Below are 25214 nucleotides of genomic sequence, written 5' to 3'. Positions count from 1 at the left end.
GGCGTTCAGTGCCCGAACGCCCGGGTACGGGCGGCGCGGAAGGCCGTCAGGGGGTCGCGGTGTCCGTACGACCAGGGTGCCGGGGTGGGGTGGTCGCCGATGCGCCGGAACAGGGCGGCGGCCTCGGCCGGCCGGCCGGCGCGGGTCAGGGCGAAGGCGAGGTGGTTGAGGTCGACGTGCCGGCGCGGGTGCTCGTCGTGCTCCCACTCGAGCCACCAGTCGAAGGAACCGCGCAGGATGCGCCGGGCCCGCGGGCCGGACCAGTGCGCGCAGGCGGCGGGGCCGGCCGGGGGCGGGCCGGTCTCGGCGAGGACCCGGTACCGCTCCGCGTAGGCGACGACCGGCAGGACGGCCAGCGGGGAGTCGGCGGGGGCCTCGGCGGCGGCCAGCTCGGCGAGGTCGTACACCTCGTGGTCCTCGCCCCGGCCGCTCGCGGGACGTTCGGCGAGGCGGGCGACCAGCAGGTGGTGGGCGTGGTGGTGGTCGGGGTGGCGGCGGCGAACCTCGGCGAACGCGTCGAGCAGCTCGCGTTCGGGTCCGAGGGTGCGGGCCAGGAGCAGCCGGCCGAGCCAGGGGGTGGGGTCGGCGGGGGCGAGCGCGGCGGCCGTGTCGCAGGCCTCGCGGGCCCGCCCGGGTTCGTCCTTGCCGCGCAGAGCCCGGTGGACGAGGGCCAGGGCCAGCAGCGCGGCGGCGTCGGCGGACCCGGGCTCGGCGGCCAGCCAGTCGCTCGCCCAGGCGGCGGCGTAGGGATCCCGGGCGAGGACGGTCAGGCGGTGGCCGCGTCGGTCCCAGTCGTCGCCGGTGTGCAGCAGCAGGGCGCGGGCGGCCTGCCGCCGGCCCTGGGCCAGCGCGGCACGGGCCGTGCGGAGTCCGGCGTCGCCGAGAGCGTCGTCGAAGGCGGGGTCATCGGCGGCGAAATCGCCGGCGGCGGAGTCGTCCGCGGCGGTGTCGCCGGACGGGTCTGTCAGGGCCCGGCGCGTACCGAGCAGAGGCGGGAGAGGGGACACCGCGGGGCTTCCTGTTTCTCGGGCTGCTATCGACCGATCACGCACAGCAAACCCGCAGCCATGGGCCGCGTCAAGCGGAACCCGGGTCCTTGGGGCTTCAACTTCTCTGGCTCCAGCGGAACTTGAGTGCTCCGGCGCAGGTGGACGGGACCGGTTTGCGCAGGCCGGGCGGATTTCCCTGTGGCGTATGCCATGGGGTTCCGGAGCGCGCACCCCGGCCCGCTGTGGCGTACGCCATGGCGCCGGGCGGCCCGGGCCCGGAGCATGACGAGTCAACCGCCCGGTTCCGGGCACTCCGGGACAGGTCGTGCCCGGAGCGCTACAGTCGGCCACTACGCGTCCGTGGTACGGCCGGATGATCGAGGTACACAGCGTGTCCGTACTGGTTCTCCTTCTCGCCGTGAGCGCGGCCTGCTGCCTGGGCTTCGGTTTCGTGCTCCAGCAGAACGCGGCACAGAAGGCACCGCTCGGCGATTTCCTGTCCTTCCGGCTGCTGCTCGACCTGATGCGGGTACCGCGCTGGCTGGGCGGTCTCGGGCTGATGATCGCCGGCATGGTGCTGGGTGCGATCGCCCTCGGCAAGGGGGAGATCTCCCTGGTCGAGCCGCTGCTCGCGACCAACCTGCTGTTCGCCCTGGCCCTTTCCCGGCACCAGACCCGACAGCCCCTGGGCCGCCAGGGCTGGGGCGGTCTGCTGCTGCTCGCGGGCGGGGTGAGCGCGTTCATCGTGGCGGGCGAGCCGCGCGGCGGCAGCGCGGTCGACGATCCGCTGCGGCACTGGCTGATCATCGGGGCCGTGGTGGGCGCGGCCCTGCTCCTGACGACCTGCGCCAAACGCTCCCGGCTGAGCTGGGGCCCGGTACTGCTGGCCCTGGCGGCCGGGCTGCTGTACGGCATCCAGGACGCGCTGACCCGGGTGAGCGGCACCCGCTTCTCCACGGGCGGCTTCTCGGAGCTGTTCACCGGGTGGCAGCCGTACGGCGTGGTGGCCTGCGGGGTCACCGGCCTGGTACTGGTGCAGAGCGCGTTCGAGACGGCCCCGCTGCGCATGTCGCTGCCCGCGCTCACCGCGGCCGAGCCGCTCGCCGGGATCCTGTGCGGGGTGGGTTTCATGGGCGACCGGCTGCGCGCCGACACCGGGGCGCTGGCCTGGGAGGCGGCCGGGCTCGCGGCCGTGGTCGTGGGCATCGTGCTGCTCGGGCTGCACCCGGCGATGCCGTGCGGGCCGACCGGGACACGGGTCCCCGTCCGGAGCTACCAGCGGGGCTGAACCGCCCGCCCGCTCGGACGCGCCTGCTTGGATGAGGGCATGACCCCTCCTGACGTGAACCCCGCCCGGACGGACGCCTCCGGTGCCGGTGCCGTGAACCCCGCCCGGACGGACGCCTCCGGTGCCGGTGCCGTGAACCCCGCCGACGAGATCCTCGACGTCGTCGACGAGCACGACCGGGTCGTGGGCCGGCGGCCGCGCGGTGAGGCGTACGCCCGCGGGCTGCGCCACCGCTGCGTGTTCGTCCAGGCCCGGGACGCGGCCGGCCGGCTCTTCGTGCACCGGCGCACGGCCGGCAAGCTGGTGTTCCCCTCCCTGTACGACATGTTCGTCGGCGGGGTCGTCGGCGCGGGCGAGTCCTACGACGCGGCGGCGCTGCGGGAGGCCGAGGAGGAGCTGGGCGTCGACGGGCTGCCCCGGCCGGAGTTCCTCTTCAAGTTCCTGTACGAGGACGGCGCCGGGAACAGCTGGTGGTCGGCGGTGTACGAGGTGCGCTGCGAGCTTCCGGTGCGGCCGCAGGCGGAGGAGGTCCAGTGGTACGACTTCCTGTCCGAGGAGGAGGTCGAGCGCAGGCTCGGCGCCTGGGAGTGGGTGCCCGACGGGCTGGCGGCGTACGAGCGGCTGCGGGCGTTCCGGGCGGGCCGGTGATCGCCGGGTAGGGTCGGCCGGGTGAGCGAATTCGTACGGAACATCCGGCTGTGGTTCGCGCCGGAGCGGGTGCGGGACGAGGGCGCTACGCCCGACTACCGGTTCTCGCTGGCCAACGAGCGCACCTTCCTCGCCTGGCTGCGGACCGCGCTCGCGCTGATCGGCGGCGGATTCGCGGTGGACCAGTTCCTGCCGGACCTGCGCTGGGGGGCCCGGGTCGGTCTCGCGCTCGCGCTGCTCGCCGCCGGTGTGCTGTGCTCGCTGCGCGCGGTGAACCACTGGGTGCGGTGCGAGCGGGCGATCCGGCGCGGCGAGGACCTGCCGGCGTCCCGGTTCCCCGCGCTGCTGAGTCTGGTCGTGGCGGTGGTGGCCGTGGCGATGGTCGTGGTGGTGCTGGTCGGGTGGGAGGGGTGACGGCCCAGCCGGGTCCGGCGGGCCGGGACCCCGGACTGCAGCCGGAGCGCACCCGGCTGGCCTGGCGCCGTACCACCCTGTCCGCCACCGTGGCCGCCGTCCTGGCCGTGAAGACGGCCCTGCACGGGGGCGCGTCGGTCTCCGGGGTCGTCCTGTGCGCGCTCTGCTGCGGGCTGTGGCTGGGCTTCCTCCGGGTGGCCCACGACCGCATCCGCACCCTGTCGGCCGGGACCCCGCCGCCCGCGCTCGCCCCGCGGCACGCGACGACGGCCGTGCTGTGCGCGGTGGCGATGGCGGTGTGCGCGGCGGTCCTGGCGGTCTAGGCGCCGCCCTCCTCGGTCTCCCAGTCCACGGTGACCACGATCTTGCCGCGGGTGTGGCCCTCCTGGTTCAGCCGCTGCGCGTCCGCCGTGCGCTCCAGCGGGAACGTCTCCTGGACGTGCACGGACACCACGCCCTGTTCCGCCAGTTCCGCCAGCTTCCGCAGGTCCTCGGCGTCGGGGCGGACGAAGGCGTACCGGCCGCCGTAGCCCAGCACCTCCGGGTCGGCGACCGACACCAGCCGGCCCTCGGGGGCGAGCAGGTTGGCCGAGACCTTCAGGGCGTCGCCGCCGACGGTGTCGAACACCGCGTCCACCCCCGTGGGGACCAGTGCACGCACCCGTTCCGCCAGACCCTCGCCGTAGGTCACCGGCTCGCCGCCCAGGGCGCGGACGTGGTCGTGGTTGGCCTCGCCGGCGGTGCCGATGACGCGGGCGCCGAGGTGGGTGGCGATCTGGACGGCGAGCGAGCCGACCCCGCCGGCCGCGGCGTGCACCAGGACGGTCTCGTCCTGTTTGACGTCCAGTGCCTTGACCAGCACCTGGTAGGCGGTGAGGCCGGCCAGCGGGAGTCCGGCGGCCTCCTCGAAGGACAGGTTGCGGGGCTTGCGGGCCAGGGTGCGCACGGGCGCGGCCACGTACTCGGCGAACGTGCCGCGCGAGAGGAAGTCCTCGCGGACGTAGCCGATGACCTCGTCGCCGACGGTGAACTCCGTGACGGCGACTCCGGGCTGTACGACCACTCCGCTGACGTCCCAGCCGGGGATCACCGGGAAGACGGGGTCGAGTACCGCGTCGAGATGGCCCTCGCGGCACTTCCAGTCGACGGGGTTGACGGCCGCCGCGCGCACCTTCACCAGGACCTGGTCGGGGCCGACCTTGGGGTCGCGGACCTCGCCGTACTCCAGCACCTCGGGTCCGCCGTAGCGGCTGTAGCTGATGCCCTTCATGCCCTCGACCCTCCGGGGTACTCGAACGCCACGCAACCGGGATGCCCCTTTACGTGGCTTTCGCGTGGCAGCCTGTCCGTCGGCGACACGCCATTCGACTCCCCGTACCCCCGAAGGTGAGCACCATGACCACGCTTCACCAGGAACACACCGCCCACGGGACGCACAGCCACGGTCCGGACTGCGGGCACAACGGTGCCGCACGGCGACCACACCGACTACGTGCACGACGGCCATCTGCACCGGGAGCACGACGGCCACTGGGACGAGTGCGAGCCGGCCGGGCACTCCGTCCACGAGCGCCACGAGCACGTCCACCACGACGAGTGCGGGCACGCCCAGGTACCGCACGGCGACCACGTCGACTACCTGCACGACGGCCACCGGCACGCCGAGCACGGGGACCACTGGGACGACCACTGATCCGCGGGGTATCAGGGCCGACGCCTCCCCGGACAGCGCGCCGGGGAGCCGTCGGCCCCTTCGTGGCCCCGGTCACGTTTCCCGCCCGGTTCGCCCTCTGCACTGGACGGCATACCGACCGGTCGGCATCATGAGTCCTGTTCTTGTTCTCCCGGCCACAGGAGTGATGAATGAGCGCCGACCACCCGCCCGGACTCGACCTGGACCGGCTGCGCGCCCTGCTCGACCGCGAGCGCCCCGGTCTGGTGAACGGCCCCCTGACCGGCCGGCTCATCGAGGGCGGACGGTCGAACCTCACCTACCTGCTCTCCGACGGCGTCTCGAAGTGGGTCGTGCGCCGGCCCCCGCTCGGCCATGTGCTGGCGACCGCGCACGACATGAAGCGCGAGCACCGGGTCATCAGCGCCCTGCACCCGACCGACGTGCCGGTGCCGCGGCCGGTGCTGCTGTGCGAGGACGACGAGGTGCTCGGAGCACCGTTCTACGTCATGGAGTTCGTCGAGGGCACCCCCTACCGCACCGCCGGCCAGCTCGCCCCGCTGGGCGCGGAGCGCACCCGGAACGCGGTGCTGTCCCTGGTGGACACGCTGGTCGAGCTGCACGCGGTGGACCCGGCAGCGGTGGGCCTCGCCGACTTCGGCCGCCCGGAGGGCTTCCTGGACCGCCAGCTGCGCCGCTGGGGCAAGCAGCTGGACGCCTCCCGCAACCGCGAACTGGCGGGCATCGACGAGCTGCACGCGGCTCTCGGGCGCGAGCTGCCCTCCTCGCCGGCCGCGACCGTCGTGCACGGCGACTACCGGCTGGACAACGTGCTGATCGGTGACGACGACCGGATCAGGGCCGTCCTCGACTGGGAGATGTCGACCCTCGGCGACCCGCTCACCGACCTCGGTCTGCTGGTGATGTACAGCCGGTCGCTCGGCATGCCCCACTCCCCCGTCTCCACCACCGCCGAGGCGCCGGGGCACCCGGCCCCGCAGGAGCTGGTCGAGCGGTACGCCGCGCGCTCGGGGCGCGACGTCTCCGCCGTCTCCTGGTACGAGGCGTTCGCCTGGTTCAAGCTCGCCGTGATCCTGGAGGGCATCCACTACCGGTACACGCTCGGCCAGACGGTGGGCCGCGGCTTCGACCGCATCGGCGACCTCGTGCCCGTCTTCATCGACCACGGACTGACGACTCTTCAGGAAGGCTGACCGCACATGGACTTCGCGTTCGACGCGCGCACCGAGGAGCTGCGTACCAGGCTCCTCGCCTTCATGGACGAGCACGTCTACCCGGCCGAGGCGGTCGCCGAGGAACAGCGTGCCGCGCTGGCCTCACCGTGGGACACGCCGGCCGTGGTCGGGGAGCTGAAGGCGAAGGCCCGTGAGCAGGGCCTGTGGAACCTCTTCCTGCCGGACACCGAGTACGGTGCGGGGCTGACCAACCTGCAGTACGCGCCGCTCGCCGAGATCACCGGCCGCTCCCCGCACCTCGCGCCCACCGCGACGAACTGCGCCGCGCCCGACACCGGCAACATGGAGGTGCTCGCGCAGTTCGGCGACGAGCGGCAGAAGAAGCAGTGGCTGGAACCGCTGCTCGCCGGTGAGATCCGCTCGGCGTTCGCGATGACCGAGCCGGACGTGGCCTCCTCCGACGCCACGAACATCACCACGCACATCGAGCGGGACGGCGACGAGTACGTCGTCAACGGCCGCAAATGGTACATCTCCGGGGCGATGAACCCGGACTGCAAGATCTTCATCGTGATGGGCAAGACGGACCCGGACGGCGCCGACATCCGCCGCCAGCAGTCCATGGTCCTGGTGCCGCGGGACACGCCGGGTGTCACCGTCCGGCGTGCGATGCAGGTCTTCGGCTACGAGGACCACTCCCACGGCGGGCACGCGGAGGTCGTCTTCGACCACGCGCGCGTGCCGGTGTCGAACCTGATCGGCGAGGAAGGCGGCGGCTTCGCCATCGCCCAGGCCCGGCTCGGCCCCGGCCGGATCCACCACTGCATGCGGCTCATCGGCATGGCCGAGCGGGCGATCGAGCTGATGTGCCGGCGGGCCGTGTCCCGTACCGCGTTCGGCAAGGCGCTGGCCCAGCAGGGCGTGGTCCAGAACTGGATCGCCGACGCCCGGGTCACCGTGGAGCAGCTGCGGCTGCTGGTGCTCAAGACGGCCTGGCTGATGGACACCGTCGGCAACAAGGGTGCCCACACCGAGATCCAGGCCATCAAGATCGCCACCCCGCGCGCGGTGACCGGGATCCTGGACCGTGCGATCCAGCTGCACGGAGCGGGCGGCGTGAGCCAGGACTTCCCGCTGGCCGAGCTGTACGCGAGCGCTCGCACGCTGATGCTGGCCGACGGCCCGGACGAGGTGCACCAGCGGTCGCTGGCGCGGCGGGAGCTGAAGAAGTACCTCTGACGGACACCGGTCCGCACGGCCGGTGTTCCGGTTCCGGGCGCTCGCCCGGAACCGCCCCGGCGTGCCCCGCCTCCCGGCCCCGCCGGCCCCCGGTCAGTCCAGGACCGCGGTCGCCTCCACCTCCACGAGGTGCTCGGGGACGTCCAGTGCCGCGACGCCCAGCAGGCTGGCCGGCGGGACCGGGGTGGCTCCCAGCCGCGCCGCCGCCCGCTCGACGCCCTGCATGAGCAGGGGCATCTTGTCCGGGGTCCAGTCGACGACGTACACGGTCAGCTTCGCCACGTCGGCGAAGGAGCCGCCGGCCGCCGCCAGGGCGGTGGCGATGTTCAGGTAGCACTGCTCGACCTGGGCGGCGAGGTCGCCCGCGCCGACCGTGGTCCCGTCGGCGTCCCAGGCGACCTGCCCGGCCACGAAGACCAGCTTCGACCCGCTCGCCACCGCCACCTGCCGGTAGGCGCCGGTCTCGGGCAGTCCGCGGGGGTTCACCAGGGTGATGGCCATGCCGTCCTCCATGCTCTCTTGTGGTTACCGGGGCACCGTAAGAGAGTTGACGTTGACCTGGAAGAACGCACTTTTCAGTGACTGGGGAACCTCATGGTGACCAAGCAGTTCACGGGCTCGCCCGAGGACGCGGACCTGACCCGGGCGGACTCGCTGGGAAGAGAGATCTTCTCCGACATCGCCAACAAGTGGGCGCTGCTCATCATCGAGGAGATCGCCGACCGCACCCTCCGCTTCAGCGGGTTGCGCGACAGCATCGAGGGCATCAGCCACAAGATGCTCACCCAGAACCTGCGCATGCTGGAGCGCAACGGCCTGGTCGAGCGGACCGTGCACCCGACCGTGCCGCCCCGGGTCGAGTACACGCTCACCGAGCCGGGCCGGGCCCTGCGCGTCACGATCGACGGCATGTGCGCATGGACCCGCCGGTATCTGGGTGACATCGAGTCGTCCCGGCGCCGCTTCGACGCCTGACGGGCGACGCCGCCGGTCCTGACCGGCGGGCCGCCGGGGCACCGGCTGCGCGGCCGGGTCCGCAGGGCGCCGGGTTCACACGCGCAGCGCCCGCAGCAGCAGGTCGGCGAGGTGGTCGGCGACCTGCTGGGGGGTGAGCGGGCCGCCCGGGCGGTACCAGGTCGACAGGTGGTGCACGGAGCCGAAGTGGTAGTCCACCACCAGGTCGGCCGGGGTAGCCGTGGAGAAGACGCCCGCCTTCTGGCCCTCCTCGATGAGTGCGCGGAAGCGCTCGTGGTAGCGCCGGCGCTCGGCACGGACCTGCTTGTTCTTCTCCGGGCTCAGATGGTGCATGGACCGGAAGAAGATCATCGCGTCGTCGAGGTTCTCGATGGTCGTGACGACCACGTCGGCCGCCGCGGCCCTGAGCCGCTGCTCCACCGGCGCGTCCAGCCCGGCGAAGTGGTCCAGCCGCTCCTGCTGGACGCGCAGCATGCGCGCGTACACCTCGTGCAGCAGGTCGTCCTTGGATCCGAAGTAGTGGTACAGCGCGCCCTTGGTGACGCCGGCCGCCTCCACGATCTCCTGCACGGAGGTGCGGTCGTAGCCCTGCTCGGCGAAGAGCCGGGTGGCGGCGGCGAGCAGCCGCTGCGGGACGGGCGTGCCGTCACCGTCCGTCGTCCTGGGCACTGCCGCCACCTGCCTTTCAGATCTGCTGCTGCTCGTTCGGGGTCCGGGAACGCAGTTCCCGACGGAGGATCTTCCCACTCGCCGTCTTGGGCAAGTCGGACAGGATCTCGACCTGCCGCGGGTACTTGTACGCGGCCAGTCTCTCCTTGCAGTACACCGCGAGTTCATCCGGGTCCGCCGCGGCCCCCGGGCGCACGCTGACGTAGGCCTTGACGGTCTCGCCGCGGTATCCGTCGGGCACGCCGACGACGGCCGCCTCGCGCACCGCCGGGTGGGTGTACAGGACGTCCTCGACCTCGCGCGGCCACACCTTGAAACCGGACGCGTTGATCATGTCCTTCTTGCGGTCGACGACGTACAGCCAGCCCTGTTCGTCCATGAACCCGATGTCCCCGGTGCGCAGCTCGCCGTCCGGGAAGGTCTCGGCCGTGGCGTCCGGGCGCCGCCAGTAGCCGGACACCACCTGCGGCCCGCGGACCACGATCTCGCCGCGCTCCCCGAAGGGCACCTCCGCGCCCTGCTCGTCAAGGATGCGCACGAGGGTGTCGGTGCCCGGCACGCCGACGGACAGCGTCCCCGAGACCGGGTCCACGGGCGCCGTCCGTCCGGGCGGGACCGAGGCGCAGGGGCCGCTGCACTCGGTGAGGCCGTAGCCGACGCGGATGTACGGCCCGAAGCGCTCCCGGAACCTCTCCACCAGGGCCGGCGGCACCGGCGCGCCGCCCGACGAGAGGTTCACGAAGGAGGCGAAGTGCTCGCGGGTGACGTCCGGGTGGGCGGCGAGCGCCATGTAGGCGGTGGCGGGGCCGACCGTGTAGTGCGGGCGGTGCTCGGCGAAGGCCTCCAGCGCGACGCCGGGCTCGAAGCGGTAGGTGAGCACCAGGGTGCCCGCGCTGTTGAGGCAGGAGCCGAACTGGCAGACCATGCCGGTGATGTGGAACAGCGGCGCGAGGGCGTGGTAGACGGGCGGCACGGGCAGACCGAGCCCGGCGCCCTGCCGCTCGGCGTTGTACATCATGTTGGCGTGTGTGTTGGTGGCACCCTTGGGCGTGCCACTGGTCCCCGAGGTGTAGCTGATCAGCGCGAGGTCCTCCGGGCGCGGCGCACGCCCCTCGGGAGCCCGGCCGCCCCGGCGAGCGACGGCCACCAGGTCGTCGGTGCCCGGGGCCTCGGGCAGCCGTTCGAAGGTGAGCACCCGCGGGTCGTTCCGCGTCTGGAAGTCCAGCTCGCAGGCGGTCAGCACGATCCGCACCGGCGAGCCGGCGGCCGTCTGCGCCAGGTACGACTCCCAGGCCCGTTCGGAGCAGATCAGCGCGGCCACCTCGCCGTCCCGCAGGACGTGCGCCACCTCCCCCGACTTGTACATGGGGTTGACCGGGACGACGGTCGCACCCGCCTTCCAGGCGCCGAGCACCGCCAGCACGAAGTGGGGGGAGTTCTGCAGCAGGACGGCCACCCGGTCGCCGCGCTCCAGGCCGCGTGCGGCGAGGTGGGCGGCCACGCCGTCGCTCAGCTCGTCGACCTCGCGGTAGCTCAGGCGGGCGTCGAAGTAGGCGAGGAAGGTGCGGTCCGGGGCCTCGGCGACGGCCGTGCGCAGGGCGTGCACGAGCGAGTCGGCCGGGCCGGCCGGGGCGCGCTGGGCCTCGTTGAGGAGTGCACGCCAGGGGCGGTCGGCGTACCCCGGGCTGGTCACCGGCCGGCCTCCCATTTCTGCTGGATGTGGTTCATGGTAGCGAGCCAGCGGTCGGGCTCGGCGGCCCGCAGCCGGTAGAAGCCGGCGACCTCGGGGTGCGGCAGGACCAGGAAGCGGTCGTCGGCGATGCCCTGCATCAGCGCCTCGGCCACGTCCTCGGGTTCGATCGCGGTGGGCTGCAGCACCAGGTCGCCCGCGCTGCCGGTGGCGGCCAGCATGTCGGTGCGCACGCCCTGCGGGCAGATGGCGTGGACCTTGATCCCCCGATGACGGTACGTCAGCGACAGCCACTCGGCGAAGGCGTAGGCGCCGTGCTTGGTGACGCTGTAGGACGGCGCGCCGATCATCGTCAGCAGCCCCGCGGCGGAGACGGTGGACACGAACCGCCCGCCGCCCCGCTCCAGCCAGCCGGGCAGCAGCGCGTGGGCCGCGCGGACGTGGGCCATCAGGTTGACGTCCCAGGACGTGGCCCAGGACTGCTCGTCCAGGGCACCGCCGGGCTCGCCGTCCTCGAAGGCGACGCCCGCGTTGGCGCAGTAGACGTCCACCGTGCCGCCGAGCGCGTCGCGGGCCTCGGGGACGATCGCGGAGGCGTCGCCGGGCACCGCGATCCCGCCGATCTCCTCGGCCACCGCGCGCGCCTTCCCGGCGTCCAGGTCGTTCACCACGACCCGGGCGCCCCCGGCGGCGAACCGCCGGGCCAGCGCGGCACCGATGCCCCCGCCCGCTCCGGTGACGACCACTCCCGCATCCTGCACGGCTTCCACCATCGGTCTCCTTCGGCATGGCACGACTCGGCTCGTCCACGCCAGACTAACCGGTCGGTATGTGTGAAGGAAGGGGAAGTGCTCCAACCTAAGTGGCGCGGGGGAACCGCGCGACCAGCCACCCCACGGCCTGCACCTTCACCTGACCGGAGGTACTCATGCGCCTGTCCCGACGGACCCTTCTGGCATCGGCCGCCACGGCGGCCGTGCCGCAGGCACCGGTCGCCGCCGCTGCCGGCCCTCGCCTGTGCACCGGCTTCGAGCGCCTGGCATCCGACGGATACGCGGCCCTCGACGGCCGGAAAGTCGGTGTCGTCACCAATCCCACGGGCGTCACCACGGACGCCCGCCACATCGTCGACGTCATGCACCAGGACCCCCGGGTGCGGCTGACGGCGGTGTTCGGTCCCGAGCACGGCTTCCGCGGCACCGCGCAGGCGGGCGGCTCCGAGGGCCGCTACGACGACCCGGCGACCGGACTCCCGGTGTACGACACGTACCTGAAGAACGGCCGGCCGCTCGCCGAGGTGTTCACCACCTCCGGCGTCGACACCGTCGTCTTCGACATCCAGGACGTCGGCGCCCGCTTCTACACGTACATCTGGACCCTGTACGACTGCATGGAGGCGGCCCAGCTCGCCGGCAAGCGCTTCGTCGTGCTGGACCGCCCGAACCCGGTGACGGGCCGCTCCGCGCAGGGCCCGGTCCTGCACAAGGAGTTCGCCACCTTCGTCGGCCGGCAGCCGATCGCCCAGGCGCACGGCATGACCGTGGCGGAGCTGGCCCGCCTGTTCAACGGGGAGTTCCTGACCACGCCCGTGCCCCTGGAGACCGTCCTGATGACGGGCTGGAAGCGCAGCGCGTTCTACGACGCCTCCGGCCTGCCCTGGGTGCCGCCGAGCCCCAACATGCCCACGCCCGACACCGCGTTGGTGTACTCCGGCACCTGCATGTTCGAGGGCACCAACCTCTCCGAGGGCCGCGGCACGACCCGGCCCTTCGAACTCCTGGGCGCCGAGGGCGTCGACGGCCGCTGGGCCGCCGCCGCGAACGCACTCGGGCTGCCCGGCGTGCGGTTCCGGGAGGCGTACTTCACGCCGACGTTCTCCAAGTTCCAGGGCAGAACCGTCGGCGGTGTGCAGATCCACGTGCTGGACCGCGCCGCCTACGACCCCGTACGCACCGGGATCGCGCTGCTGGTGACCGCGCGGAAGGTGTGGAGCGGCTTCGCCTGGCGGTCCGACAACTGGATCGACAAGCTCACCGGTTCCGCGCGGGTGCGCACGATGATCGACGCGGGTGCCGGCCCGGACGAGGTGACGGGCGCCTGGCAGGAGGAGCTGTCCGCGTTCCGGCGGACCCGGAAGGAGTATCTGCTCTACAAGTGAGCCCCGCCGTATGGCCAACTCCGGGTCGCCGCAGGACGATACGCGCGCATCGCACCGTTTCGGGGCATGAGGGAGCCTGTCATGGCGGAGCCTGGGATGAGCGTGACCCCCTACTGGGAGCTGACCTTCGACGCGGACGGGGACGCCGAGGGCGCCGAACGCGACCGGCTGCTGGCCCAGGTCAGGGAGCACGGTGTCCGTGACCTGATCGTCTTCTCGCACGGCTGGAACAACGACCGCTCGGGCGCGACCCGGCTGTACCGCCGCTTCTTCGCCCCGGTCCCGAAGCTGGCCCCGAGGGCCCGGCTCGGGTACGTCGGCGTGGTCTGGCCGTCGATGCGGTTCAGCGACGAGCCCGTCCCGGACTTCCCGAGGTCCGTGGCGGCCGGGGAGGCGGTGGCGGCGGCGCCGCGTCCGGCGCTGGACAAGGACACCCGGCGGGCACTGCTGGAGACGTTCCCCGGCCGGGCGGCGATCGTGGACCAGCTGGCCCGCATGCTGGACGAACCGTCCGGCGGGACCGAGGGCCTGACCGAGTTCGGGCGGCTGGCACGGCTGCTGCCGGCCGGGGAGCGGCCAGGGGCGGCCGACACCGACGAGCCGGGCGAACCGGCCGTGTTCGACGGGGATCCGGTGACCGCCTGCGAGCAGTTCGCGGACGCCCTGGCCGCGCTCGACGCGTCGGCGAGCGGTGCCCGGTTCAGCCTGCCGAATCCCTGGGACGGCGCCAAGGAGCTGCTGCGGCAGGTGACGTACTACCAGATGAAACGGCGGGCCGGCACGGTCGGCGAACACGGACTCGGGCCGCTGCTCGGACAGCTGGCCGGGGCGGCCCCCGGGGTCCGGGTGCACCTGGTGGGGCACAGCTTCGGCGGCCGGCTGGTGGCGTTCGCGCTGCGCGGGCTGCCCCCGGACGTGACCGCGGTGAAGTCGGTGACCCTGCTCCAGGGCGCGTTCTCGCATTACGCGTTCGCGGCCCGGCTGCCGCACGCCCCGGACCGGTCGGGGGCACTCCGGGACCGGCAGCGGCGCATCGACGGCCCGCTGGTGTGCTGCCACTCGCACTTCGACGCGGCTCTCGGCACGTTCTATCCGCTGGCCTCCCGGCTCGCCGGGGACGACCGCTCGTGCGCGGGCGACGAGATCGCGGCCGTGCTGGGGCCGGCGTGGGGCGCCATGGGACACGACGGGGTGCAGGCGGTGCCGGGCACCGCCCGCCTGGATCTGGCGGCCGCACTCGCCGGCCGGCTGCCCGCGTCGGGGTGTGTGAACGTGGACGCGGCGGCCGTGGTCAGACGCGGCGGCGCGCCGTCCGGGGCGCACAGCGACATCGTGCACCCCGAACTGGCGCGGGTGGTACTGGCGGCGGGCCGCATCACCTGACCCGCCGCCGACGGACGCTTGCCTACGGTCGTCGGCCGCCGCTCGTTGGCCGCCGCTCGTTGGCCAACAACCGTTTGCCGACGACCGTTCGTCGCCGGGCGGGTTTACCTACGGTCGTTTGCCGACGTCCGTACGCCTACGGACGTCGGCCCACGGACGTTTGCCATTGGCCGTAGGCCGGCCTGCTGTCACCGGTGTGACGTGTACTCCACGACCTGCTGGAACGTCGGCCGGTTCTGCCAGCTGATCCTGCCGTGCTTGATGCCGCCGAGGGTGCGCTGGGCGATCGAGTCGGCGCACCACTGGTCGCCGGCCGAGCACTGGTCGTCGCCCGGGTACACCTGCGCGGCGGTCAGCCCGGCCGCCTGCTTCAGGGTGCCGGTCAGGGCGTCCCGGCAGGCGCCGAGGCTGCCGCCACCGCAGTACTTCCGCGCGAGACCGCCCTGCACGGACTCGCCCAGCACCGCCCGGAGGTCCTTGTCCACGTACGACCACCATCCGTACTGGAAGGAGCTTCCGGCGTGCGAGCCGGTCGGGCCGTGTCCGGCGGACGGCGCCTCGTCGACCGGCAGGTTGGCGGTGATCGCCGCGTACAGGTCGTCGCCGAGTCCTGGCTGGAACTCCGCCTTGACGAGCAACGGCCACCACGCGTCCAGGATGCGGATCGCGTCGGCATGGGCGTACGTCTTCGAGCCGGCCGACGTCTCCGTGCGCCTGGCGCCCGCGGTCAGCCACGTCTGCAGCTTGCCCACCGCCGCGGAGACCGCGGGGTCGGTGACCGGGGAGGAGTTGACGACCTTGAGCAGCTCGGGCAGCACGTCCTCCGCGCGGAGGTCGGCGAGGCCCGCGTCGGCCATGGCCTGCACCAGTTTCGTACGGGTCACCCCGCCGGCCGCGACCAGCTTCTTCACCCGGTCGTCGAGCAGATTGCCGCGGTGCACGGATCCGTCGCCCCAGGACGCGGTCGTGTAGTCCTTGGCCTGCTTGTTGTTCCAGGAGACGTAGTAGTCCTGGTCGACCGAGCCGGGGTGCGCGGAGGCCGGGGTGTAGTCGGCCGTGTTGGTGGCCGGGTCCCAGTTCCGCCACTCGTACTCCGGCCGCGCCCACACCGGGAACTCGGCGTCGACGCCGCTCGCCCGGACCGGGTTGTCACCGCTGTTGTAGTACGCGGTGTGCTGGGAGTCGGCGTAGAACCAGTTGAAGGTGTAGTTGATGTGCTGCGCGGCGCTCTGGAAGTCCTGCGGGCCCTTGACGTAGTCCGGGTCGTTGAGCATCTGGAAGCCGATGATCGAGTCGGCCTCGTGCAGATAGGAGGAGCGCAGGGTGGTGTAGGCGACCTTCTTGCCGCCGACGGTCGCCCGGTACTCCACCGGACCGTACGCGGTCCGCCACGCACGCATGGTGTACGACCCCGCGGCGGTGCCGTCGGCCGTGGTCGGCTTCCAGGCGTTCTTCTGCTCGACCTTCTCCATGGCGGTGCAGGTGCCGTGGTGGAGGTAGTGGTAGTCGTCCTGGCACAGTTCGACCGCGTAGGTGTCGATGATGTCCTGGCCGGAGGTGGTGGCGCTCCAGGAGTAGTCCTGGCCGCGGCCCAGTTCGACGTACATGCTCAGGCCCGCGAAGGAGGCGCCGCGGGCGCTGATGCCCGGGCCCTGGATCTCCTGGAGCATGAGCAGCTGCGGGGCGAAGTAGCCGGTCTGCGGCCCGAAGACGGCGATCGGGTGGCCGCTCGCGGTGTGCTCGCCGCTCACCACGAGGGCGTTGGACATGCCGCGCCTGGCGGAGCTGAGCGTGCCCCTGGCCGCGCTCGCCGAGGTGCTCTTCGCGGCGGCTGTGGCCGCGCTGCCGGTGCGGTCGTAGACCAGCGGTTCCTGGGTCACGGAGCCGGCGTCGGGCAGGGCCTGGCCCTGGGCGTCGGCGGGCCTGGCACCGTAGGGGAAACTCCGGCCGTCGTGGAGGGTGAGGACGGCCTCGGCGTCGTTGCGTTCACGGAAGGACTCCCAGACCCGGGTGCCCTCCTCGACGCCGTACCTGGCCTGGGCGGCGAGCAGCGACAGGGCGTTGTTCACCTCGCCGCCCCCGCCGGAGCCGAACAGCGAGCCGATCACGGAGGCGAGCGCCACCAGGTCGGTGACCTTGAAGTGCTCGATGGTGCCGGCGTTGGTGATGGAGTCCTTGTGGCCGGTCAGGACGTACTCACCGGGGAAGTAACGGCCGCTGTCGGAGGCGTCGATGTAGGCGTTGACGCCGGCGAGGTAGGCGTTGACGTCGGCGAGGGCCTGCTGGCCGCGGGCACCGTTGTGGGCCACGGCGTTGTCGATCTGCGCCTGGAGGTCGGCCTCGGTGTAGGGGGCGTTGCGGTAGAACTGCTGCTCCAGGCCCTGGTTGGCGGCGGCTCCGCCCGCGAAGGAGGTCAGCCGGCCGCGGCCCACGTGCCGGAACACGTCCATCAGCCAGAGCCGGTCCTCGGCCGCCGCGTAACCGGCACCGAACTCGGTGCCGTAGCGGGTGGATCCCGTGATGTGCGGCACACCGGTCTTCTTGTCGCGGACGATCGTCACGTCGCTGCGGCCGGCCGGCTTCTCGGTGGAGGCGACCTGGTCGGAAGGGACGCCGAAGGAGGCGTCGTTGAAGAAGGTGTTGATCTTGGCGTCGGTCAGGCCCGGGTAGCCGGTGGCGAGGCCGGCGTACGGGCCGAGCTGGTCCTCGGCGTGTGCGGGCTGGGTGCCGAAGACCTGGTTGAGCAGGATCTGCGCGAGCGTCGCGTTGCCGTTCTCACCGGGCGGGACGATGTCGGAACACCGGCCGCCGCAGTAGTCGTTGGCGGCCGTGGCGCCGGCCGCCGCCGATGCGGTCTGGGTGAGGGGAGAGAGAAGACCGGCTATCAGGACGCATACGGACGCGGTCTTCAGGAACCCGGGGAGTCGGCGGAACGTTCTCAGTCTGTCAAGGGCGGTACGTGGGGTTCGCCGTGGCATGGCAGCTCCAAGCGACTGGGGTGGCCGAACGTTACCGCCGGTATCCCCAAGTTCAAAGATGAACATGCGTCACTTTCTGGAGTGCACAAGCAGATCCCGAGAAGAGATGGAGCCGAATCGCCTGTCGATACGTCTATTCGGCGACGTCCGTGCGACGACGCCGAAGTGACCGGAGTACAGGTGCAGGTGTGACGGAGGTGCAGGGCGATGGCAGGTTTCCGGAGTCTGGCGAGACAGGTACGCGATCCGGGCTGTGATCTGGCACTGCGGCGGTACTCGCTGCGCAAGTGCCTCGAGAAGTTCGCCCCTTACGGGCATCGGGCGACCTGGGACCATCTGTGTTCCCGGGCGGGGTTCGGACCGGAGGATCGCTCCCCCGATCCGGCGCGGCTCGTGGCCGCGCTGGAGGAGTTGGAGGCGGCCCGTGACGTCTGGCTCGCCTACGAGACCGACTTCACCGAGCGGCGGAAGAAGGAGAAGCACGACGGGCTGCGCCGGCCGGGCAGCGTGGACGACTGGCACCGGCTGACCTGGGGCGGGTTCGGCGTGGCCTGGTGCGACGACCCCCTGGTCCACCCCGGGGCCCCGCTGGCGGAGGTGCTGCGCCGGCTGATCGCCGCGCTGGAGCGGGAACCGGGTTCGTGCTGCCCGGTGTGCGGCGGGGAGCGGCTGGTCTGGAGGTACGGCCTGGACCACGAGCCGTCCTCGGGACCTGTCTGCGCCGACTGCGGAATCCTGGTACCGCGGCCCGTGCTCAGCCCGCAGGCCCTGCAGTTCGCCAGGCGGGAACGCCTGCTGATGTCGGCCTGAACGGCCGGGTGTCACCGGGTGCGGCCCCGATGGCGGGCCGGCACCTGGCAAAGGGGGTGCGCAGGGGATGCCGCACCCCTTCCGAGAAGTGGCCGCGGGCCGCTGCCGCGGGGCCCCACGCTCAGTCGCCGGCGGAGGCGCCGGACCAGTACGGGTGGCGCCACAGCTCGTCCTCGGGCAGCGCGAGGAGTTCACAGCGGATGGCGAGGTCGTGCTCGCCCAGGGCGCGCAGGCGGGCGGCGCCGGGACCGGACAGCCAGGTGCGCAGTTCGGCGGTTCCCGCCTCCTCGTCGTACCACCAGGGGAAGGGGGACCGGTCGCTCAGGAGGTCGTAGAGCCAGCTGTCGGCGCAGGCGACGAGGTGCGCGTCGGCGGCGGGGCCGTCGCACCACGAGTCCAGGAAGGGCGCCACGGACCGGGCGATCGTGGCGCAGGTGTCGAAGACGTCCTCGACAGCGTAGGGCGGGTCGGTCGTCGCGAGGACGTCCTGCCACCAGGCGTGCAGGAAGACGTCGAGGGCGGCGGACTGCCGAGGGGGCCAGGACCGCCAGTCCACCCTGGCCAGGCCGATCGCCAGGTGACCGATGACGTCCAGGGTGCCCTCGGCCAGGGCCCGTGCGGCCGGGGGCAGCAGACGGCGCATCGAGGCCTCGTGGTCGTCGAAGTGGTCGGGTACCTCGTAGAGGTAGAACTGCACCACCTTCAGGGGCACGGGCACGTACGGGGTGCGCAGGTACGCGGTCTCCTCGTCCACGTGGCACTGGGGGCAGGGGGTCTCACGCGGGCTCGCGAAGCCGTTGAAGACGGTGTCGATGTCCGCCAGCGCGGCGGTGAGGGCGGTCGAGGGCATGGGGCGGTCCCGTCGTGACTCCGTGCACGGCGTCTCCGCCGGCCGAAGATCGCGACGCTACCAGACGCAAATCGGCTCGCTCCACCCCTTTCCCGCCCGGAGAGTGGGAGGCGATGAAAGACGCCTGACGGGCTCGGACCCGCCCATGTCCCCGAGGAGTTGTGATGTCGACGCTGCGCGTCACCGCCGAAGTGCTGACCGTCCACGAGCATCCGAACGCCGACGCGCTGGAGCTGGCCCAGGTGGGTCTGTACCGGGCCGTCGTCGCCAAGGGGGCGTACCGCACCGGTGAGACCGCCGTCTACATCCCCGAGCAGGCCGTCCTCCCGGCCGGGCTGATCGAGGAGCTGGGGCTGACCGGACGACTGGCGGGCGGCGAGGCGAACCGGGTCAAGGCGGTGCGGCTGCGCGGTGAACTGTCCCAGGGCATCGTGTGCCGGCCGGAGGAACTCGCGGACGTGGACCTGGCGCGGGCGGCGGCCGAGGGCACCGACTTCGCGGAGCGGCTGGGCATCACGAAGTGGGTGCCGCCGATCCCGCCCACGATGAGCGGCGACGTCGAACCGGCGCCGGACCTGCTGCCCTGGGTCGACATCGAGAACATCCAGCGCTACCCGGGCATCTTCGCACCGGGCGAACAGGTCGTGCTGACGGAGAAGCTGCACGGTTCGGCGTGCCTGCTGACCTATGTCGCCGGGGAGGGGAAGGTGTACGTCTCCTCCAAGGGTTTCGGCGCCAAGTCCCTGGCGCTGAAGGAGGATCCACGCAACCTGTACTGGCGGGCGGTGCGCGCGCACGGGGTCGCCGAGGCGGCGGCACGGCTCTGCGAGCGGCTGGGCGCGGCCCGGGTCGGCGTCTTCGGCGAGGTGTACGGGGCGGGGGTGCAGGACCTCACGTACGGGGCCGACGGGCGCCGCGAGACGCTCGGGTACGCGGCGTTCGACGTGTCGGCGGAGGTGGACGGAGCCGTGCGCTGGCTGGACGCGGCGGAACTCCTCGAGGGGGAGCTGCCGGTGGTGCCGCGGCTGTACGCGGGGCCGTACGACCTCGAGCGGGTCCTGGAGTTCACCGGCGGGCGGGAGACGGTGTCCGGCCGGGGGCTGCACGTGCGGGAGGGCGTGGTGATACGGAGCGCCGTGGAGCGCTACAGCACGGTGACCGGGGGCCGTGCCATAGCCAAGTCCGTGAGCCCGGCCTACCTGACCCGCAAGGGCGGCACGGAATACGAGTGAGCCACCACCCCGCAAGGGGCGCCGGCAACTACGCGACCAGCCATCCCCACCCGCACCCGGAAGACGGCGGAACCGCCCCGCAGGAGGCGCGGGCAACTGCGCGACCGGCCATCCCCACCCGCACCCGGGAGCGGCGCCCTAGCTCCCGGGCCGCTCCGCCAGCAGCCGCGACCCCGTCAGCCGCTCGCCGAACACGTCGTCCGGATTGGAAAGCACGCACGTCTCCAGCGACAGACATCCGCACCCGATGCAGTCGGTGAGATGATCCCGCAGGCGGTTCAGCTGCCGGATCCTCTCCTCCAGCTCCGAGCGCCACTTCTCGGACAGCCGCGCCCAGTCCTCCTTGGTCGGCGTCCTCTCCTCCGGCAGCTCGGCCAGCGCTTCCCGGATCGTGGCGAGCGGGATGCCGACCCGCTGGGCCGCACGGACGAACGCCACCCGGCGCAGGGTGTCGCGGCCGTAGCGCCGCTGGTTTCCGGAGGTGCGCCGGCTGGAGATCAGCCCCTTGGCCTCGTAGAAGTGCAGGGCGGACACGGCGGCACCGCTGCGCGCGGCCAGCTGGCCCACGGTCAGCTCGTGGATCTTCTCGGGAATCTGGGGCACTCCGCAGAGATTACAGAGACCGCCCACCCACCCGGCCGCCGGTCCGTTGACAGACGCTCCCCACCCGACCATGCTAAGCAGTTGCTTAGAGACGCGAGCGAGAGGCCGGGAACATGGCAGAACCGAGGACCTTCACCTCCCCCGATGAGCTGAGGGCGGCCGTGGGCGAGCAGCTGGGCCACACCGACTGGCTGGAGGTCGACCAGAAGCGGATCGACCTGTTCGCCGAGGCGACCGGGGACCACCAGTGGATCCACGTGGACCCGGAGAAGGCCGCCACCGGGCCGTTCGGGACCACGATCGCCCACGGCTACCTGACCCTGTCACTGCTGCCGCTCTTCGGGCCCCAGCTGATCCGGGTCGAGGGCGTGAAGATGGGCGTCAACTACGGGACGAACAAGGTCCGCTTCCCGGCCCCCGTCCCCGTCGGGTCCCGGCTGCGCGCCACCGCGAAGATCACCGGCGTCGAGGACGTCACCGGTGGCGTGCAGGTCGCCGTCGCCTTCACCGTGGAGCGCGAGGGCGGCGACAAGCCGGTGTGCGTCGCGGAGTCGGTCGCCCGCTACTACCTCTGAGCCCGCAGGCCCGCTAGCGCGCCCCCACCATCCGCAGCACGAGGTCGGCGTAGAGCGCGCCGACCTCCTCGGGGGTGCGCGGGCCGTCCACGGTGAACCAGCGGGCCACGTCGATGCACAGCGACAGCACGGCGAGCGTGGTGCCCTGCACGTCCAGCACGTCGAACTCGCCCGAGGCCACGCCGTCCTCGACGATCCCGCGCACCTCGGCGTCGACCTGGCGGCGCAGCGCGACGATCTCGGCGCGGGCCTCGGGACCGAGGGCGTCGAGTTCGTACTGCACGACCCGCGCGGTGGTGCGCCGTCCCGCGTGCCAGCGGACGAAGGAGCTGACGGCGTCGGCCAGCCGTTCGGTCGCGGTGCCCTCCCGCTGCGCCGCGCTGCGCAGGATGTCGAGGGCCTTGTCGTGACCGATGCGGCTGATCCGGTGGAGCAGCTCTTCCTTGGTCTTGTAGTGGATGTAGAGGGCGGCCGGGCTCATGCCGGCACGGCCCGCGATGTCGCGGGTCGTGGTCGCGTGGTAGCCGCGCTCGGCGAAGGCCTCCACGGCGGCGACGAGCAGCCGCCGGGCCGCGTCCGGGGTGACCTCTTCCCACGGCTCCACTTCGCCGCCGGTCGTCTCCTCCGCGGTACTCATTCGCTCGCTCGCCCCTCTCGATGACAGGAGCACCACCATACCGCCGACGGTGAGCGAGCGCTTAGCGCAGCCACCGGGAACCCTCTCGGCGGGGTCGTCCCCGGCAGGCGGCTCCGCTGCCTCAGAAGGCCGAGATCCCGGTCAGGGAACGGCCGATGAGCAGCTTCTGGATCTGGCTGGTGCCCTCGTACAGGGTCATCACGCGGGCGTCGCGCAGGAGCTTGCCGGCCGGGTACTCGTCGATGTAACCGTAGCCGCCGAACACCTGGAGGGCGTTGTTCGCGGCGCGGACCGCGGCCTCGGACGCGAACAGCTTGGCCTTCGAGGACTCGACGGCGAACGGCTCGCCGCGGTCGATGAGGTCGGCGACCCGCCAGGTCAGCAGCCGGGCCGCGTCGACGTCGACGGCGATGTCGCTGATCAGTTCCTGCACCAGCTGGTGCCGGGCGATGGGCCCCCCGAACTGCTCGCGCTCGCCGGCGTAGCGCACGGCCGCGTCCAGCGCGGCCTGGGCTATCCCGACGCAGCCAGCGGCCACCGACATCCGCCCCTTGGCCAGCGCGGACATCGCGACGGAGAAGCCCTTGCCCTCCTCCCCGAGCATCGCGGACGCCGGCACGCGGACGTCCTCCAGGACCAGCTCGGCGGTGGCCTGGCCGCGCAGACCGAGCTTGCCGTGGATGGTCCGGCGGGTCAGACCCGGGGTGTCGGCGGGGACCAGGAAGGCGGACACGCCCTTGTGGCCGGGAGCGTCGGTGGAGCGGGCGAAGAGCAGGACGACGTCCGCCCAGGTGCCGTTGGTGATGAACATCTTCGTGCCGTTGACGACGTAGTCGCCGCCGTCACGCACGGCCCGGGTACTGAGGTTGCCCGCGTCGGAGCCGGTGCCGGGCTCGGTGAGGCCGAAGCAGCCGACCAGGTCGCCGGCGGTGAGCCCCGGCAGCCAGCGCCGCTTCTGACCCTCGCTCCCCCAGGCGGCGATCGTCTTGGCGACGAGGCCGAGGGAGACGGACACGATGCCGCGCACGGACGAGTCACCGCGGCCCAGTTCCTCGGTGACCAGGCAGTACGCGAGGTGGTCGCCGCCACAGCCGCCGTACTCCTCATCCACGGTCAGACCCAGGAAGCCGACCTCGCCGAGCTTCTTCACGATGCCCCGGTCGACCTCCTCGGCGCGGTCCCAGGCGACCACGTGCGGGGCGATCTCGCGCGCCACGAAGTTCCGGGCGAGCTGCCGTACGGCCGTCTGCTCCTCGCTGAGCCCCAGGTTCACCACGAGATCACCCCTACCGAACGGATCCGTCGTCGGATCTTGAAAACCGTACATTTAAATTAGCACTGCTAGTTTCTGACCGCAGCCCTACTATGTGCGCCATGGCCCGACCGCGCAAGCCCCTCCTCAGCACCGACCGGATCGTCGAGACGGCCCGGGAACTCGTGGACCGGGAGGGTCTGGCAGCCGTCTCCACCCGGCGGCTCGCCGCCGAGCTGGGGGTGAGCGGGCCCTCGCTCTACAACCACTTCCGCACGAAGGACGAGATCCTGGAGGCGGTGGCGGACTCGGTGAGCGCGCTGGTCGATCTGTCCATGTTCGAGGAGTGCAGGGACTGGCGGACCGCGCTGCACGACTGGGCGGTCTCCTACCGGGCCGCCCTGCGCGACCACCCGAACATCGTCCCGGTCCTCGCCCGCGGCCCCGGCCGCCGCCCGGCCGCGCTGCGGCTCGCCGACGCGGTCTACGGCGCGATGGTCGACGCCGGCTGGCCGCCGTCGCAGGCGACGTCCATCGGCGCGTTGATGCGGTACTTCATCATGGGCTCGGCACTCGGCTCGTTCGCGGGCGGCTTCGTGGACGACGCGAGCGCGTACGACCCGGCCGACTACCCCCACCTCGGCCAGGCCCACCTCCTCGCCGAGCAGCAGGAGAAGATCGACGAACGGGCCTTCGAGACGGGCCTGGGCGCGTTGCTGGACGGACTCGCGCAGCAGTACGAGCAGGTGCGGGTGTGATGTAGCGCCGGGGGGTGGGGGTTCGGGTCGGGGTCTGGGGTTCGGGTTGAGGTCTGGGGGCCGGTCCGGGTTCGGGGCTGTGATCGGGTTGGGCTTGAGTGTGGGCTTGGGCTCCGGTGCGGGTCTGGGTTCGGGTGCGGGTCTGGGTTCGGGTGCGGGGGGGCGTGGGCGGGCGCGGGGCGTGGGCGGGCGCGGGGGCGTTGGCGAGCGCGGGGGCGTAGGCGTGGGCGCGTGAGGACGGTTCGGCCGGTGCCGAAATGTCGGTGCCCCATGCTGGGTGCATGAGCATCAAGGACCCCCGGGCGGCCGGCCTCGCCTCGCTGGCCGGGCTGATCGCCGACCGGACCCGGGCCGCGTGCCTGCTGGCCCTCCTCGACGGGCGGGCCTGGACGGCCGGCGAACTGGCCCGGCACGCCGGAGTGGCCGCGTCGACACTGAGCGAGCACCTCGGCAAGCTCGTCGCCGGCGGGCTGCTCGCGGAGGAACGGCAGGGCCGGCACCGGTACGTGCGGCTGGCCGGCGCGCGCGTGGCGCAGCTCGTCGAGGACCTCGCGGCGCAGGTGCCTCCCGCGGAGGCAGGGCAGCCCGCCCGCACCCTGCGGGAATCGAGCGCGGACTCAGCGATGGCGCGTGGCCGTACCTGTTACGACCATCTCGCCGGGCGGCTGGGCATCGCGGTCACGGACGCGCTGACCCTCCGGGGGCTTCTGCGGCAGGACACGGGCTTCGCGCTGACGGACGCGGGGGTGGAGTGGTTCCGTACGGCAGGTGTCCCGCTGGACCTCTCCGGCCGCCGGTCGCCGGCCCGGGCGTGCCTCGACTGGACCGAGCGGCGGCCGCACCTCGCGGGGGCGGCGGGGGCCGCGCTGTGCCGGCATGCGCTGGACGTGGGGTGGTGCGTGCGGATCGGGTCGGGGCGGGCGGTGAAGGTGACGGCGTCGGGGGAGCGGGTGCTGGGTTCGTTGCTCGGCATCCCGCCCAGTGCGCTGCGCTGATCGTCCGGCCGCCGGGGAGAGGAGCACCGCCGCGTGCCCGGCGCGGGCCCGTCGTGGCGAGCAGTTCCGCCGCGTGCCGGGCGCGGGCCCGTCGTGGCGGGCAGTTCCGTCGCGTGCCGGGCGCGGGCCCGTCGTGGCGGGCAGTTCCGCCGCGTGCCGGACGCGGGCCCGTCGTGGCGGGCAGTTCCGCCGCGTGCCGGGCG

25 protein-coding genes and 1 pseudogene are annotated in these 25214 nt (G+C 72.5%); 15 read left to right on the top strand and 11 right to left on the bottom strand.

Annotated features, from left to right (window positions below):
- Positions 1–5: 5 nt before the first annotated feature.
- Positions 6–1007 carry a hypothetical protein gene (locus JK359_RS30720; RefSeq protein WP_201842527.1) on the bottom strand — a complete coding sequence of 334 codons (1002 nt, stop codon included), beginning with the start codon at positions 1005–1007 and terminating at the stop codon, positions 6–8.
- Between the two features lie 373 nt (positions 1008–1380).
- On the opposite strand from JK359_RS30720, the gene JK359_RS30715 reads away from it, so the two are divergent.
- From JK359_RS30715 to JK359_RS30700, 4 genes are all read left to right on the top strand, one after another.
- Positions 1381–2277 carry a DMT family transporter gene (locus JK359_RS30715; RefSeq protein WP_201842525.1) on the top strand — a complete coding sequence of 299 codons (897 nt, stop codon included), beginning with the start codon at positions 1381–1383 and terminating at the stop codon, positions 2275–2277.
- Positions 2278–2409: 132 nt separating this feature from the next.
- Positions 2410–2925, top strand: coding sequence for an NUDIX hydrolase (locus JK359_RS30710; protein WP_201842602.1), 516 nt, complete (start codon positions 2410–2412; stop codon positions 2923–2925).
- 21 nt (positions 2926–2946) lie between these two features.
- Complete coding sequence (locus JK359_RS30705; RefSeq protein ID WP_201842523.1) at positions 2947–3339, top strand: YidH family protein; 393 nt, start codon at positions 2947–2949, stop codon at positions 3337–3339.
- Positions 3336–3662, top strand: coding sequence for a DUF202 domain-containing protein (locus JK359_RS30700; RefSeq protein WP_201842521.1), 327 nt, complete (start codon positions 3336–3338; stop codon positions 3660–3662). Before JK359_RS30705 ends, JK359_RS30700 begins: the two co-directional genes overlap by 4 nt.
- Here the strand turns inward: JK359_RS30700 and JK359_RS30695 are convergent.
- A complete protein-coding gene (locus JK359_RS30695; RefSeq protein WP_201842519.1) occupies positions 3659–4609 on the bottom strand; it encodes an NADP-dependent oxidoreductase in 951 nt (316 codons plus the stop codon). The two genes, JK359_RS30700 and JK359_RS30695, sit on opposite strands and share 4 nt — an antisense overlap.
- A gap of 125 nt (positions 4610–4734) precedes the next feature.
- On the opposite strand from JK359_RS30695, the pseudogene JK359_RS30690 reads away from it, so the two are divergent.
- The 3 genes and pseudogenes from JK359_RS30690 (at position 4735) to JK359_RS30680 (ending at position 7446) form a co-directional block, all read left to right on the top strand.
- A pseudogene (locus JK359_RS30690) lies at positions 4735–5032 on the top strand (hypothetical protein).
- Positions 5033–5202: 170 nt separating this feature from the next.
- Positions 5203–6225: a phosphotransferase family protein gene (locus tag JK359_RS30685; RefSeq protein ID WP_201842518.1), complete on the top strand. Its 1023-nt coding sequence runs from the start codon at positions 5203–5205 to the stop codon at positions 6223–6225.
- Between the two features lie 6 nt (positions 6226–6231).
- Positions 6232–7446, top strand: coding sequence for an acyl-CoA dehydrogenase (locus JK359_RS30680; protein ID WP_201842515.1), 1215 nt, complete (start codon positions 6232–6234; stop codon positions 7444–7446).
- A gap of 93 nt (positions 7447–7539) precedes the next feature.
- Here JK359_RS30680 and JK359_RS30675 read toward each other — a convergent pair whose 3' ends face one another.
- Positions 7540–7947, bottom strand: coding sequence for a RidA family protein (locus JK359_RS30675; RefSeq protein ID WP_201842513.1), 408 nt, complete (start codon positions 7945–7947; stop codon positions 7540–7542).
- A gap of 93 nt (positions 7948–8040) precedes the next feature.
- On the opposite strand from JK359_RS30675, the gene JK359_RS30670 reads away from it, so the two are divergent.
- A complete protein-coding gene (locus JK359_RS30670; protein ID WP_201842511.1) occupies positions 8041–8421 on the top strand; it encodes a winged helix-turn-helix transcriptional regulator in 381 nt (126 codons plus the stop codon).
- 75 nt (positions 8422–8496) lie between these two features.
- Here JK359_RS30670 and JK359_RS30665 read toward each other — a convergent pair whose 3' ends face one another.
- From JK359_RS30665 to JK359_RS30655, 3 genes are read right to left on the bottom strand one after another with little or no spacing between them, the layout of a single operon-like run.
- Complete coding sequence (locus tag JK359_RS30665; protein WP_201842509.1) at positions 8497–9090, bottom strand: TetR/AcrR family transcriptional regulator; 594 nt, start codon at positions 9088–9090, stop codon at positions 8497–8499.
- A 16-nt stretch (positions 9091–9106) separates the two neighbouring features.
- Positions 9107–10783 (bottom strand): AMP-binding protein, encoded by a 1677-nt coding sequence (locus JK359_RS30660; RefSeq protein ID WP_201842507.1) that lies wholly within the window; start codon positions 10781–10783, stop codon positions 9107–9109.
- Entirely contained in the window at positions 10780–11553 is a 774-nt protein-coding gene (locus tag JK359_RS30655) for an SDR family oxidoreductase (RefSeq protein WP_201842505.1), read from the bottom strand. Before JK359_RS30655 ends, JK359_RS30660 begins: the two co-directional genes overlap by 4 nt.
- 155 nt (positions 11554–11708) lie before the next feature.
- Between JK359_RS30655 and JK359_RS30650 the strand changes: the two genes are divergently transcribed.
- Both JK359_RS30650 and JK359_RS30645 read left to right on the top strand, forming a co-directional pair.
- Entirely contained in the window at positions 11709–12938 is a 1230-nt protein-coding gene (locus JK359_RS30650) for an exo-beta-N-acetylmuramidase NamZ family protein (protein ID WP_201842503.1), read from the top strand.
- A gap of 81 nt (positions 12939–13019) precedes the next feature.
- Entirely contained in the window at positions 13020–14321 is a 1302-nt protein-coding gene (locus JK359_RS30645) for a serine-threonine protein kinase (protein WP_201842501.1), read from the top strand.
- 188 nt (positions 14322–14509) lie between these two features.
- On the opposite strand, the gene JK359_RS30640 is transcribed toward JK359_RS30645, so the two are convergent.
- Positions 14510–17299, bottom strand: a complete 2790-nt coding sequence (locus JK359_RS30640; protein WP_201842499.1) for a penicillin acylase family protein — start codon at positions 17297–17299, stop codon at positions 14510–14512.
- A 207-nt stretch (positions 17300–17506) separates the two neighbouring features.
- On the opposite strand from JK359_RS30640, the gene JK359_RS30635 reads away from it, so the two are divergent.
- Positions 17507–18109: a hypothetical protein gene (locus tag JK359_RS30635; RefSeq protein ID WP_201842497.1), complete on the top strand. Its 603-nt coding sequence runs from the start codon at positions 17507–17509 to the stop codon at positions 18107–18109.
- Between the two features lie 121 nt (positions 18110–18230).
- Here JK359_RS30635 and JK359_RS30630 read toward each other — a convergent pair whose 3' ends face one another.
- Positions 18231–18959: a hypothetical protein gene (locus JK359_RS30630; RefSeq protein WP_201842495.1), complete on the bottom strand. Its 729-nt coding sequence runs from the start codon at positions 18957–18959 to the stop codon at positions 18231–18233.
- 164 nt (positions 18960–19123) lie between these two features.
- Between JK359_RS30630 and JK359_RS30625 the strand changes: the two genes are divergently transcribed.
- On the top strand, positions 19124–20191 hold the full coding sequence (locus JK359_RS30625; RefSeq protein WP_201842494.1) for an RNA ligase (ATP): 1068 nt from the start codon (positions 19124–19126) through the stop codon (positions 20189–20191).
- A gap of 138 nt (positions 20192–20329) precedes the next feature.
- On the opposite strand, the gene soxR is transcribed toward JK359_RS30625, so the two are convergent.
- A complete protein-coding gene (gene soxR / locus JK359_RS30620; RefSeq protein WP_201842493.1) occupies positions 20330–20794 on the bottom strand; it encodes a redox-sensitive transcriptional activator SoxR in 465 nt (154 codons plus the stop codon).
- Positions 20795–20907: 113 nt separating this feature from the next.
- On the opposite strand from soxR, the gene JK359_RS30615 reads away from it, so the two are divergent.
- Complete coding sequence (locus JK359_RS30615) at positions 20908–21369, top strand: MaoC family dehydratase (RefSeq protein ID WP_201842491.1); 462 nt, start codon at positions 20908–20910, stop codon at positions 21367–21369.
- A gap of 13 nt (positions 21370–21382) precedes the next feature.
- Here JK359_RS30615 and JK359_RS30610 read toward each other — a convergent pair whose 3' ends face one another.
- Together JK359_RS30610 and JK359_RS30605 are read right to left on the bottom strand one after the other, a co-directional pair.
- Positions 21383–22006 (bottom strand): TetR/AcrR family transcriptional regulator, encoded by a 624-nt coding sequence (locus tag JK359_RS30610; RefSeq protein ID WP_201842489.1) that lies wholly within the window; start codon positions 22004–22006, stop codon positions 21383–21385.
- 121 nt (positions 22007–22127) lie between these two features.
- Complete coding sequence (locus JK359_RS30605) at positions 22128–23279, bottom strand: acyl-CoA dehydrogenase family protein (protein WP_201842600.1); 1152 nt, start codon at positions 23277–23279, stop codon at positions 22128–22130.
- Between the two features lie 101 nt (positions 23280–23380).
- Here JK359_RS30605 and JK359_RS30600 point away from each other — a divergent pair, with 101 nt between their 5' ends.
- Positions 23381–24016, top strand: coding sequence for a TetR/AcrR family transcriptional regulator (locus JK359_RS30600; RefSeq protein ID WP_201842487.1), 636 nt, complete (start codon positions 23381–23383; stop codon positions 24014–24016).
- Positions 24017–24297: 281 nt separating this feature from the next.
- Entirely contained in the window at positions 24298–25011 is a 714-nt protein-coding gene (locus JK359_RS30595) for an ArsR/SmtB family transcription factor (protein ID WP_201842485.1), read from the top strand.
- Positions 25012–25214: the final 203 nt, after the last annotated feature.

Source organism: Streptomyces actinomycinicus (assembly GCF_016741775.1).
In the GTDB taxonomy this organism is placed as follows: domain Bacteria; phylum Actinomycetota; class Actinomycetes; order Streptomycetales; family Streptomycetaceae; genus Streptomyces; species Streptomyces actinomycinicus.
The sequence above is the reverse complement of the archived record's forward strand: the minus strand, read 5'-3'. Positions and strand labels throughout refer to the sequence as shown.

Coding starts and splice junctions, on each gene's coding strand:
- JK359_RS30625 (WP_201842494.1), top strand. CDS start 19,124: ATGTCGACGCTGCGCGTCACCGCCGAAGTGCTGACCGTCCACGAGCAT.
- JK359_RS30645 (WP_201842501.1), top strand. CDS start 13,020: ATGGCGGAGCCTGGGATGAGCGTGACCCCCTACTGGGAGCTGACCTTC.
- JK359_RS30610 (WP_201842489.1), bottom strand. CDS start 22,006: ATGAGTACCGCGGAGGAGACGACCGGCGGCGAAGTGGAGCCGTGGGAA.
- JK359_RS30635 (WP_201842497.1), top strand. CDS start 17,507: ATGGCAGGTTTCCGGAGTCTGGCGAGACAGGTACGCGATCCGGGCTGT.
- JK359_RS30675 (WP_201842513.1), bottom strand. CDS start 7,947: ATGGCCATCACCCTGGTGAACCCCCGCGGACTGCCCGAGACCGGCGCC.
- JK359_RS30615 (WP_201842491.1), top strand. CDS start 20,908: ATGGCAGAACCGAGGACCTTCACCTCCCCCGATGAGCTGAGGGCGGCC.
- JK359_RS30595 (WP_201842485.1), top strand. CDS start 24,298: ATGAGCATCAAGGACCCCCGGGCGGCCGGCCTCGCCTCGCTGGCCGGG.
- JK359_RS30685 (WP_201842518.1), top strand. CDS start 5,203: ATGAGCGCCGACCACCCGCCCGGACTCGACCTGGACCGGCTGCGCGCC.
- JK359_RS30600 (WP_201842487.1), top strand. CDS start 23,381: ATGGCCCGACCGCGCAAGCCCCTCCTCAGCACCGACCGGATCGTCGAG.
- JK359_RS30630 (WP_201842495.1), bottom strand. CDS start 18,959: ATGCCCTCGACCGCCCTCACCGCCGCGCTGGCGGACATCGACACCGTC.
- JK359_RS30680 (WP_201842515.1), top strand. CDS start 6,232: ATGGACTTCGCGTTCGACGCGCGCACCGAGGAGCTGCGTACCAGGCTC.
- JK359_RS30695 (WP_201842519.1), bottom strand. CDS start 4,609: ATGAAGGGCATCAGCTACAGCCGCTACGGCGGACCCGAGGTGCTGGAG.
- JK359_RS30670 (WP_201842511.1), top strand. CDS start 8,041: ATGGTGACCAAGCAGTTCACGGGCTCGCCCGAGGACGCGGACCTGACC.
- JK359_RS30655 (WP_201842505.1), bottom strand. CDS start 11,553: ATGGTGGAAGCCGTGCAGGATGCGGGAGTGGTCGTCACCGGAGCGGGC.
- JK359_RS30640 (WP_201842499.1), bottom strand. CDS start 17,299: ATGCCACGGCGAACCCCACGTACCGCCCTTGACAGACTGAGAACGTTC.
- JK359_RS30650 (WP_201842503.1), top strand. CDS start 11,709: ATGCGCCTGTCCCGACGGACCCTTCTGGCATCGGCCGCCACGGCGGCC.